Raw genomic sequence first — 9,355 nt, 5'->3', positions numbered from 1 at the left:
ATCACGTACCCTTCAATGCGATACTATCTGCGTGATCGATTGCAATATTGAACGCATGCAAAACACTGACAAGATTCAGCGCCTGGCAGAGGCTAGGCAGGCGCTTACAGACTCTGGAAAAACCACCCGGGAGCTCGGCCGTGAGCGTATCCGGCTCGCGCTCGATTGGGTCTATCGCTGGGGCTGGAGCTCACCCAGTACGATCGATCTGCTATCCGGAGCCCAGCGCCGCGGGTTATCGGCCAAGCTTGTTAAGTCGGGCTTGATGGTCGAAACGAAGACGGCAGCGGGCAGCATCGTAGAAGATATTCCCGCCAAGATCGTCACATTGTCGGATACGGGAATTGCAGAAGTCGAACGTTTCCGAGAAAATTTATTAGATTACAACACAAACCCGTATAAGGTGAATCAGGCTTTATTAAGGCATGACTTGCTTGCGCAAAAGGCCACCATCAAGAATCTGAATTCCGGTGCTATTCAAGACTTCAAAACGCCACAAGAGTTATCCGAAAAATCAGAGCGCCAATTAAAACAACCGGATGTTTTGTGGAACATTTCAGAGAGTAGAACGATGGCCGTTGAAATCGAATTAACGGCAAAATTTGAACGCAAGCTGGATGATTTTGTCCTTGGAATCATTCTATCTCTTAAAGCAACCCAAGAAAAACCGGCGAGATTTAATAGTTGCGCAATTATCAGCGATTCTGATGCGATCCTAAAACGATATAAAGCGGCATTTGAACCCGGAAAAAAGGTGCATGCCTGGAAAAAAGACGCGCAATCAAAATGGCATATTGACCGGCAATACGAGGTTCCGGAGTGGGTTAGCGGGAGAATACAATGGCTAAAAATAGAATAGTCGTCCTCCTGCTTCTGACGTTCACCCTCACCCTGTCCCTCGCGGGATGCGATAACACGCAAGACCTGCAAGACCAGGTCAAGCAACTGACCCAGCAAAACGAAGAATTGCAGCAGCAAATCGCCAGTCTGACGGCCAAGACTGCCCAATATCAGAACGCCGCCAGCCTGTACCAAGGCTGCATGGCCCTTGGGGTGTTCGCAAACCTCTGTCCTGGAAACATCATGACTGAGGGAAAACAAGCGATTGATGCCGGCTTTCCCGGCGGCGGGTGGCCTTACTGGATAGCGTTATCTGGGAAGTTATCGGTTGTGCTGATGTCCGCAGGCCTAGGATTCTTGGTTTTTTGGCGGGGCGTCATTGCTTGGATCGAACCGGCTCAACAGAAACTCAATCAAGCCAAACAAACCATCGAGCAGGCCGAAGACCGTGCCCAGCAGGCACGATCAAGGGAAATGGATGCCGAGGCTAAGCACGAAAGAATCCGTCAGCAAATCCGAGCATCTCAAAACGAGCTGGAATCCTTGAGAGAGACCATTGGCGAGCGCCAGGAAGAATTGGACCAGCTCGACGAAGAAATCCAGCATAAAAAGCAGGACCTGAACGCGCTAGGAGGCTTCCTGTGACCGAGCCACTGCTGACGAACGCCCGAGCGGAGAGGGAATGGCAATGGATTCTGCGACAGGTGGGCCCAGAACGCGCCCTAGCGGCCCTGGAGCATCTAGGCAATAGAAAGCCCTATCCCGTCAACGTCGCCCGCCTCTTGGGCCTGGAATTACCCTCTGCGCTGGCCAACGACGCAACACCGCAGCCGCAGGCCTGCGGCCCATCACCGGAAGTCAAACAGCGCCTCGAAGCGCTTCAACGGCGCTTGAACACCAAATCCTAAAAAGTGTGGGCCTACGGCCCATGAATGGGCTGCGCGCAACGCGCTTGCCCAGGAGGGCACGCACGCTGAGGCGTGCTCTGCGGCTGAGGCCGCAGGCCCAGCTCGACGCTGAGGCGTCGAGCTAACTGAGACCTTTAGATCAAAACCCACAAACCCACAAACCCACAACCCTGCTAAGCCGTTTTTGGTTGCGGGGGGAGCCAGTGCGCAAAGCGCGCTGGGGGGCTGCTAGGCCCCCGGGGGTCGAGTCCGCGCCCACCGGGCGGAGAGGGGGCGGCACGCCCCCTGCGGACCGGGGTCGTCAAGGCGCGAAGCGCCGTGATGTCCCCGCTTGCGGGGGCACTTTTAGTTCCTCTGTTCGCGCGGGAAAACAAAGAGAGAGAAGGGAAATCGCTGCAACCCGCGTGGTTGCTAGAGCGTCGAGACAACTTTGAACCCTCGAAAGACAAACGCAGGACATTCCGGGACAAAAAATAATGTTTTTTTGTCTTTAGGTCGTTTATGCTACGTCCACCGATAGACAACTGAGCCACGAAAAATGTCCGATCTTCCCTCAATCAATCTCAGAAATTTGGACTACAGCCCGACCGTGAATCCCCTCGTCGAGTCCCAGGCGTTGACGATCAAGCGTCGGCTGGTACGCGCAGGGCGGGGCGAAGACCTGATCAACTCAAGAACTGGCGAAATCGTTGGGGTGTCCGCCATTCATCAAATCGAAGAAAGAGACGATGCTGAGTTCGTGAAGGTCTTCGCTGCCGGCGTGAGTGCCGCCTACGGACTCAATAGAACGGCACAGCGAGTCTTCCAGGCCGTCCTCGACGAGTATCAGAAGACACCCATGCGAGGCGGCTATGCCGATAGCGTTGAACTGTTTTGGTTCGATGGCGGGCTGTCTGGCAGAGATATCGGCATGTCCGAGAAGACTTTTCAGCGCGGTCTTAAAGAGTTGCTTGCCAAAGGTTTCATCGCTGCAAAAACCGCCAGCTCGTTCTGGGTGAACCCGGCACTGTTCTTCAAGGGAGATCGTGTCATGTTCATCAAGGAGTACCGCCGCCGTACGACTTCCGCCGAGGCCTCTACCCTAGAGCACCAGAGCCAGCTCAACCTCGATACATAAATATCCAACACACTTTCCGAACAAGTCCTCATATACTCATATCTTCAAACACTCAGGTGCTCACATACACCGATGAAGATCATCGCACTGCTCAATGAAAAAGGCGGCACCGGGAAGAGCACGATTGCAACCAACCTAGCCAGCGCCCTGCATCTTCGGGGGCGGCGCGTCGTCCTGGTCGATGCTGACCCCCAAGGCACCAGCAGGGATTGGCGCAGCGCATCGCCTGAAGGCATCGATCTACCCCCCGTCGTCGCCCTGGATCGCCCTGAAATGTTGCAATCTCTGGCCTCGATCCAGGCCGACCTGGTGGTCATCGACACCCCCGCAAAGGCCGAGAAGATGACGGCGGCTGTGGTGCGTATTGCGCAAACCGCCCTCGTTGTCATTCAACCCAGCGGAGCCGACATCTGGGCCTCTGCCGCTGCGGTCAAGCTCATTCAACAAAAGATCGATGTTGGCGGACGGATCGATGCGGGGTTTCTGGTGAACCGTGTGAGTGGCATCTCAAAACTCTCCAAGGAGGTTTTGACCGGGGAATGGAACGATTACGGCGTTTCCATGCTGGAGCACTCAATTGGCAATCGCGTGGTCTTCGCGCAGGCGCTCACCGACGGGCTGAGCGTCTACAACTTGGCCGATGCCCATGCGAAGCAGGAGATGAATCAACTGATAGAAGAATTGGAGATGAAATCATGGCTCTGAAATCCAAGCCGCTGCATGAAGTGCGCCCGACTCTTCCACTCGCAACCGTCACGCAGGAAGAAATCGTCCGCATCAATCTGAACGTGCCCAAGCGCGTGCGGCAAGTCTGGAAAACGCGCGCTCTGCGGGAAGAAAAAACGCTGACCGAGCTCATCATGGAAGCGATGAAGCCATACTCACATGAAGATGTGAGTGCATGAAGATTGATGTTGGCCCGCGTAGCCTGGCGACGCGGGACAGCGGCCCCGGCATGGGCTAAAGATGCCGCTCGACGTCCTGTCGTTGATGCAGAACGCGGATCACGTCCAAATGATCGGGGTAGTCTAGAAAATAAATCACGTGCGAGCCGCACAGGTACTTTTGGAAGTCGGGCAACACCTCGGAAGGGCGACCGTGCCTTGTCCCTTGGGCCAACGCATCGCACGCATCCCGAATGGCATCGATGTAGTCGTCGGCCTGGTCTGGCCCCCATTTATCGGCGCTGTAGTCCCAAATCTCGCCCAGGTCGGCCTCTGCCGCTGGCGAGAACGCAACCGCCTTCATTGCGGCGAAAGCCCTGCCCGCTTACGCGCCTTGAACGCCTCGAAGTCAACCGTGCGCGGCTCGCCGGATTCAAGACCTGCACGGAGCGCATCTTGCAGCGCCTTGACCTTGAATTCGTGCTCCTCCAGCAGCCGCAGACCTGCCCTGATCACATCGCTGGCCGTGCCATAGCGCCCGCCTTGCACTTGGGAATCGATGAAACTGACGAAGTGCGTCCCGAGGGAGACGGAGGTGTTTCGGTTCATGAGAGCAATCTCCTGTTGAGGCACTGAATGTACCAAATTTTGGTACATTCAGTGCCTGGTTGGGCTGCCCCCCCCAAAAAGAGAGCCGTTTCTTCTGCGCCTACTCCCGCGCGAACGGATCAGCCTGCAGGATGAGTTTTTCCAGCACCTCGGCCCGCGTGGCCTGGCGGCGAATGCCCAGCTCGGTGAGCCGGTCTGTGGCTTGCGGTGAGAGATACACCGTCACCGCCACCAAGGCCGCGTTGCGCGCCTTGGCCCGTTTTCTGGCCGNCACGATTGCAACCAACCTAGCCAGCGCCCTGCATCTTCGGGGGCGGCGCGTCGTCCTGGTCGATGCTGACCCCCAAGGCACCAGCAGGGATTGGCGCAGCGCATCGCCTGAAGGCATCGATCTACCCCCCGTCGTCGCCCTGGATCGCCCTGAAATGTTGCAATCTCTGGCCTCGATCCAGGCCGACCTGGTGGTCATCGACACCCCCGCAAAGGCCGAGAAGATGACGGCGGCTGTGGTGCGTATTGCGCAAACCGCCCTCGTTGTCATTCAACCCAGCGGAGCCGACATCTGGGCCTCTGCCGCTGCGGTCAAGCTCATTCAACAAAAGATCGATGTTGGCGGACGGATCGATGCGGGGTTTCTGGTGAACCGTGTGAGTGGCATCTCAAAACTCTCCAAGGAGGTTTTGACCGGGGAATGGAACGATTACGGCGTTTCCATGCTGGAGCACTCAATTGGCAATCGCGTGGTCTTCGCGCAGGCGCTCACCGACGGGCTGAGCGTCTACAACTTGGCCGATGCCCATGCGAAGCAGGAGATGAATCAACTGATAGAAGAATTGGAGATGAAATCATGGCTCTGAAATCCAAGCCGCTGCATGAAGTGCGCCCGACTCTTCCACTCGCAACCGTCACGCAGGAAGAAATCGTCCGCATCAATCTGAACGTGCCCAAGCGCGTGCGGCAAGTCTGGAAAACGCGCGCTCTGCGGGAAGAAAAAACGCTGACCGAGCTCATCATGGAAGCGATGAAGCCATACTCACATGAAGATGTGAGTGCATGAAGATTGATGTTGGCCCGCGTAGCCTGGCGACGCGGGACAGCGGCCCCGGCATGGGCTAAAGATGCCGCTCGACGTCCTGTCGTTGATGCAGAACGCGGATCACGTCCAAATGATCGGGGTAGTCTAGAAAATAAATCACGTGCGAGCCGCACAGGTACTTTTGGAAGTCGGGCAACACCTCGGAAGGGCGACCGTGCCTTGTCCCTTGGGCCAACGCATCGCACGCATCCCGAATGGCATCGATGTAGTCGTCGGCCTGGTCTGGCCCCCATTTATCGGCGCTGTAGTCCCAAATCTCGCCCAGGTCGGCCTCTGCCGCTGGCGAGAACGCAACCGCCTTCATTGCGGCGAAAGCCCTGCCCGCTTACGCGCCTTGAACGCCTCGAAGTCAACCGTGCGCGGCTCGCCGGATTCAAGACCTGCACGGAGCGCATCTTGCAGCGCCTTGACCTTGAATTCGTGCTCCTCCAGCAGCCGCAGACCTGCCCTGATCACATCGCTGGCCGTGCCATAGCGCCCGCCTTGCACTTGGGAATCGATGAAACTGACGAAGTGCGTCCCGAGGGAGACGGAGGTGTTTCGGTTCATGAGAGCAATCTCCTGTTGAGGCACTGAATGTACCAAATTTTGGTACATTCAGTGCCTGGTTGGGCTGCCCCCCCCAAAAAGAGAGCCGTTTCTTCTGCGCCTACTCCCGCGCGAACGGATCAGCCTGCAGGATGAGTTTTTCCAGCACCTCGGCCCGCGTGGCCTGGCGGCGAATGCCCAGCTCGGTGAGCCGGTCTGTGGCTTGCGGTGAGAGATACACCGTCACCGCCACCAAGGCCGCGTTGCGCGCCTTGGCCCGTTTTCTGGCCGCATAGCGGCGTGCCCGCTCCGCATCCGACAGCGGTTCCCGCACCTCTCCCTTACGCGGCCTTCCGGGAGGCTGCGGGGGTGGGGGCGGCGCCTTGCGCGTCTGCGCCATTTACCCCGCCTGTCGGGCGGCGGCGCCCGATGCCAACTGCTGCACGGCCAAGTCCCGCAAGGCTGAAGTCTGCGCCTGCGCAATGACGTGGCCAAGTGCTGCCGCCTTGTGCAGCCACATCATCGCCAAATTCTCATCCCGCTCGATCCCCAGCCCCTCGCGGTAGCAGCGATACAGCCAGTGCATCGCCTCCGGGTCATCCTGGCGCGCGGCGCGCTAGAAGAAGGCGACAGCGGCCACGGCCTGGCCTTCCTGCAAAAGCGCCAGGCCCAGATCGGTTTCCGCCTCGGCGCTCCCCGCATCGGCAGCCTCGATCAGAGCTGCAAAGTCTGGCGTGGAATACGGCCCGAAAAACTCCAGCACCTGCGCCAGATTCACCAGTTGGCGGCTGCCCCTGCGCGCATCGCGGTGCACCACCTGCAGCGTGCGGTCCTCGCACCATCGCTGCAGCGTGCGTTCGCTGCGATCCAGCAGCAACGCGGCGGTTGGCACACTGCAGGCGCGGATTCTCTCGGTTGTTTCGGTCATTTTGGGCTCGCCTCAGAAAACGGAAAAAATCGTACGTTAAGAGACTCCGTGCGCCGCGCCGTCCTCGGAGTCGTCTTGCAGGATCGTTTCGTAGTCTTGGCCACCGTAGAACACGCCAAGGATAGACACCAGCTCGGCGTCCACATCGAAGGCGATGACGGCGCGTTTCTTGTAGTGGGTGATGCGTAGGCCGGGCCGGACGTCATCGCGCAGGGTGCCGCGCAGAGGGAAGGTGCGCAGACTCTCGCAGTAGCTCACAATCGCCTCGGTGTAGCGCGCTGCTATGTCGGCAGAGGCCGCGGCGGCGATGTAGCCATACAGGGCTGCAAGCTGTTCCTCGGCCTCGGGCGAGAAGACCACGCGATAGCTCATCGCACCTTGGCGTGTTCGGCGGCAAGGCGGGCGCGCACCTGGTCAACCGTGACGGCGCGGGAAGGGTCTGCTTTGAGCGCATCGTAGGCCGGACCGACCTGGTGATGCAGCCAGCTTTCAACGGCTCGATCACGCGCCAGGAGGGCGCGTAAGCCGTCGCGGATCACTTCGCTTTCGGTGGCGTACTCGCCCGTCCGCACCTTGGTTTTCACCACATCCGCCATGTCGTTAGGTAGGGTGATGCTCAGTTGTTGTGTGGTTCGCATAGCGGCCTCCAAAGCACATGAATAGGATTTAATCCTATTCTGATGGTCGCCTATCGTCCAGCTTCTCGAAACTCGGCGTTTCGCGTTGCCACCAGCGAGCGCCGCTTTTGAGCAGCCCAACCGCATCGGTGCAGGGTTCGCAGCCGCGGATCGTCGCCGGTTTTCTCCGCCATGTCGGGCTATTAGGCCGACACCACCTAGGCCATGTCGGTCAAATCGGCCGACACCCGAAGTTTTGTCGCCCAAATGCCGCGACGGACCGCCCGTTCACTCCGCGCGGCTCACCTAATGTGTGTGGTATTTCACGAAACGGGTTTGGCACGGCGTGTGCTCTATCCCTCCTGCCCATCGGGGGGTGATGTCAGTCCACCGCAGCTCGGGGCACGCAGCATCTCCAGACTTTGTTTCGCCCCGGCTGCGGATTTTTTACCCTACCGTTCTTGATTTACAGCACTTTCACTCTCAGGAGTTTCAGATGAAAAAACAACTGCAACAAGGCTTCACGCTGATCGAATTGATGATCGTCGTGGCGATTATCGGTATTTTGGCGGCCATCGCGATTCCGGCGTATCAGGATTACATTGCCCGTGCACAAGTTTCAGAAGCTTTCAGCTCAGTCTCTGGCGCAGAAACGACTATCGCTGAATACGCTCAGAACAACGGGGCCTACCCCGGCGCAGCCACGAAACCGACTGCCGCTTCTCTTAACATCACGGGGAAATATGGTGCTGCAACCGTAACCGCCGACACCGGCGCAATTGTCTACACGTTTAATGCAACCGGCGTGAATGCAAACATCGCTGGAAAAACAATCACCTTCACACCGCCTGCTCTTGCGGCAACCGGTACTACCGCCGACAATACGTTCGTTTGGACATGCACATCGACCATCGCGCAAAAATATTTGGGCTCGGCGACAACCTGTACGGGTACCTAAGCTAGATGAAATAACAGGGTCCGGTTTAGTTTCTTAGCCAGCTCTTTCTTCACCCAGAAACCCGCCGCGAGGCGGGTTTTTTTCACCCGGAGGCCACATGCGCAGCCATCGCGGTTTCACCCTGATTGAGCTGATGATCGTGGTAGCCATCATCGGTATTCTCGCGGCAATTGCGATTCCGGCTTATCAGACCTACGTCATCCGCGCCCAGCTCACCGAAGGTCTGAGCCTGATGGAGGGGGCGCGGATCGGCATCTGGGATTACTACGCGCAGAACAGCCGCTTTCCTGCGAATAATGGCTCCATCGGCCTACCCTCGCCCAGTTCAATTTCCGGCAACTATGTGTCGAGCCTGAGCGTGAGCAATCCCGGCAGCGGCGTGCTTGTCACCGTGACCTACGGCGGCGCCAAAGCAAACTCCGCCATTCAGGGCAAGACGCTTTATCTCTCCGGCGTCGGCGGTGCGAATTCAATCACCTGGAGTTGCACCAATGCCCCAGGCGGCACGACCCCCGCCACCGCAGTGCCTACCCCATACCTTCCGGCGTCTTGCCGTTAAGTGCACTCCCCGCATTATCCCAACGGAATATCTCCTCGATCTGTCTAGGCCTGGCTTGATGAGCCGCAGGCGAATGCTGTTGGGGAACCGCGAAGCGGGGGCGGGGCGTCCAGCCCCGACCTCCCGAGCCCCTAGGCGAGGGATTGGGGGGAGCCAACCCCGAATGAGTCGAGCAAAGAAAATGACGCAAAGGGCGTGAACATAATCGCAACGCGATTATGGGCGCGCCGTTTGCTCATTTTCTGCGCCGAGGCGAAAGGGCGCCCCAGCGCCCGGTCGGGGTTGGGGGGCGAAGCCCCCCCTCGCCGCTG

General features: G+C 58.3%; 19 protein-coding genes. 10 read left to right on the top strand and 9 right to left on the bottom strand.

The genetic code is table 11. From position 1 onward, the window contains the following. Nucleotides 1-55: 55 nt before the first annotated feature. The 6 genes from BIO17B3_RS19105 (at nucleotide 56) to BIO17B3_RS19080 (ending at nucleotide 3,770) form a co-directional block, all read left to right on the top strand. On the top strand, nucleotides 56-859 hold the full coding sequence (locus tag BIO17B3_RS19105; protein ID WP_156055347.1) for a hypothetical protein: 804 nt from the start codon (nucleotides 56-58) through the stop codon (nucleotides 857-859). Continuing rightward, a complete protein-coding gene (locus tag BIO17B3_RS19100; RefSeq protein ID WP_156055346.1) occupies nucleotides 841-1,485 on the top strand; it encodes a hypothetical protein in 645 nt (214 codons plus the stop codon). Before BIO17B3_RS19105 ends, BIO17B3_RS19100 begins: the two co-directional genes overlap by 19 nt. Continuing rightward, nucleotides 1,482-1,748 (top strand): hypothetical protein, encoded by a 267-nt coding sequence (locus BIO17B3_RS19095; protein WP_156055345.1) that lies wholly within the window; start codon nucleotides 1,482-1,484, stop codon nucleotides 1,746-1,748. Before BIO17B3_RS19100 ends, BIO17B3_RS19095 begins: the two co-directional genes overlap by 4 nt. Before the next feature lie 538 nt (nucleotides 1,749-2,286). Next, nucleotides 2,287-2,865: a hypothetical protein gene (locus BIO17B3_RS19090; protein ID WP_156055344.1), complete on the top strand. Its 579-nt coding sequence runs from the start codon at nucleotides 2,287-2,289 to the stop codon at nucleotides 2,863-2,865. A gap of 72 nt (nucleotides 2,866-2,937) precedes the next feature. Further along, nucleotides 2,938-3,570, top strand: a complete 633-nt coding sequence (parA, locus tag BIO17B3_RS19085; protein ID WP_156055343.1) for a ParA family partition ATPase — start codon at nucleotides 2,938-2,940, stop codon at nucleotides 3,568-3,570. Continuing rightward, nucleotides 3,561-3,770 carry a hypothetical protein gene (locus BIO17B3_RS19080; RefSeq protein ID WP_013124639.1) on the top strand — a complete coding sequence of 70 codons (210 nt, stop codon included), beginning with the start codon at nucleotides 3,561-3,563 and terminating at the stop codon, nucleotides 3,768-3,770. The genes parA and BIO17B3_RS19080 overlap by 10 nt, the downstream gene beginning before the upstream one ends. 55 nt (nucleotides 3,771-3,825) lie before the next feature. On the opposite strand, the gene BIO17B3_RS19075 is transcribed toward BIO17B3_RS19080, so the two are convergent. Both BIO17B3_RS19075 and BIO17B3_RS19070 read right to left on the bottom strand, forming a co-directional pair. Then, nucleotides 3,826-4,113 (bottom strand): type II toxin-antitoxin system RelE/ParE family toxin, encoded by a 288-nt coding sequence (locus BIO17B3_RS19075; RefSeq protein ID WP_156055341.1) that lies wholly within the window; start codon nucleotides 4,111-4,113, stop codon nucleotides 3,826-3,828. Then, nucleotides 4,110-4,358, bottom strand: a complete 249-nt coding sequence (locus tag BIO17B3_RS19070; protein WP_156055340.1) for a type II toxin-antitoxin system ParD family antitoxin — start codon at nucleotides 4,356-4,358, stop codon at nucleotides 4,110-4,112. Before BIO17B3_RS19070 ends, BIO17B3_RS19075 begins: the two co-directional genes overlap by 4 nt. A 197-nt stretch (nucleotides 4,359-4,555) precedes the next feature. Here BIO17B3_RS19070 and BIO17B3_RS19060 point away from each other — a divergent pair, with 197 nt between their 5' ends. Then, nucleotides 4,556-5,215 carry a cobyrinic acid ac-diamide synthase gene (locus BIO17B3_RS19060; RefSeq protein WP_232054374.1) on the top strand — a complete coding sequence of 220 codons (660 nt, stop codon included), beginning with the start codon at nucleotides 4,556-4,558 and terminating at the stop codon, nucleotides 5,213-5,215. After that, the gene (locus BIO17B3_RS19055; RefSeq protein WP_013124639.1) at nucleotides 5,206-5,415 is read left to right on the top strand and encodes a hypothetical protein; all 210 of its coding nucleotides are present in this window, start codon (nucleotides 5,206-5,208) and stop codon (nucleotides 5,413-5,415) included. The genes BIO17B3_RS19060 and BIO17B3_RS19055 overlap by 10 nt, the downstream gene beginning before the upstream one ends. Nucleotides 5,416-5,470: 55 nt before the next feature. Here BIO17B3_RS19055 and BIO17B3_RS19050 read toward each other — a convergent pair whose 3' ends face one another. From BIO17B3_RS19050 to BIO17B3_RS19020, 7 genes are all read right to left on the bottom strand, one after another. After that, nucleotides 5,471-5,758: a type II toxin-antitoxin system RelE/ParE family toxin gene (locus tag BIO17B3_RS19050; RefSeq protein WP_156055341.1), complete on the bottom strand. Its 288-nt coding sequence runs from the start codon at nucleotides 5,756-5,758 to the stop codon at nucleotides 5,471-5,473. Next, a complete protein-coding gene (locus BIO17B3_RS19045) occupies nucleotides 5,755-6,003 on the bottom strand; it encodes a type II toxin-antitoxin system ParD family antitoxin (protein WP_156055340.1) in 249 nt (82 codons plus the stop codon). The genes BIO17B3_RS19050 and BIO17B3_RS19045 overlap by 4 nt, the downstream gene beginning before the upstream one ends. Nucleotides 6,004-6,103: 100 nt before the next feature. After that, nucleotides 6,104-6,316 (bottom strand): RepB family protein, encoded by a 213-nt coding sequence (locus BIO17B3_RS19040; protein ID WP_232054373.1) that lies wholly within the window; start codon nucleotides 6,314-6,316, stop codon nucleotides 6,104-6,106. Nucleotides 6,317-6,382: 66 nt separating this feature from the next. Beyond that, nucleotides 6,383-6,568, bottom strand: a complete 186-nt coding sequence (locus BIO17B3_RS19035; protein ID WP_156055338.1) for an SEL1-like repeat protein — start codon at nucleotides 6,566-6,568, stop codon at nucleotides 6,383-6,385. Nucleotides 6,569-6,598: 30 nt separating this feature from the next. Continuing rightward, the gene (locus tag BIO17B3_RS19030) at nucleotides 6,599-6,910 is read right to left on the bottom strand and encodes a hypothetical protein (protein WP_156055337.1); all 312 of its coding nucleotides are present in this window, start codon (nucleotides 6,908-6,910) and stop codon (nucleotides 6,599-6,601) included. A gap of 36 nt (nucleotides 6,911-6,946) precedes the next feature. Further along, nucleotides 6,947-7,282 (bottom strand): type II toxin-antitoxin system RelE/ParE family toxin, encoded by a 336-nt coding sequence (locus BIO17B3_RS19025; RefSeq protein WP_156055336.1) that lies wholly within the window; start codon nucleotides 7,280-7,282, stop codon nucleotides 6,947-6,949. After that, nucleotides 7,279-7,548, bottom strand: a complete 270-nt coding sequence (locus BIO17B3_RS19020) for a type II toxin-antitoxin system ParD family antitoxin (protein WP_156055335.1) — start codon at nucleotides 7,546-7,548, stop codon at nucleotides 7,279-7,281. Before BIO17B3_RS19020 ends, BIO17B3_RS19025 begins: the two co-directional genes overlap by 4 nt. Before the next feature lie 475 nt (nucleotides 7,549-8,023). On the opposite strand from BIO17B3_RS19020, the gene BIO17B3_RS19015 reads away from it, so the two are divergent. Both BIO17B3_RS19015 and BIO17B3_RS19010 read left to right on the top strand, forming a co-directional pair. Beyond that, entirely contained in the window at nucleotides 8,024-8,485 is a 462-nt protein-coding gene (locus BIO17B3_RS19015; protein WP_156055334.1) for a pilin, read from the top strand. A gap of 97 nt (nucleotides 8,486-8,582) precedes the next feature. Continuing rightward, on the top strand, nucleotides 8,583-9,044 hold the full coding sequence (locus tag BIO17B3_RS19010) for a pilin (RefSeq protein ID WP_156055333.1): 462 nt from the start codon (nucleotides 8,583-8,585) through the stop codon (nucleotides 9,042-9,044). Nucleotides 9,045-9,355: the final 311 nt, after the last annotated feature.

The organism is Thiomonas sp. OC7, assembly GCF_900634595.1.
Taxonomy (GTDB): domain Bacteria; phylum Pseudomonadota; class Gammaproteobacteria; order Burkholderiales; family Burkholderiaceae_C; genus Thiomonas; species Thiomonas arsenitoxydans.
This window is presented reverse-complemented; position numbering and strand designations above follow the sequence as displayed.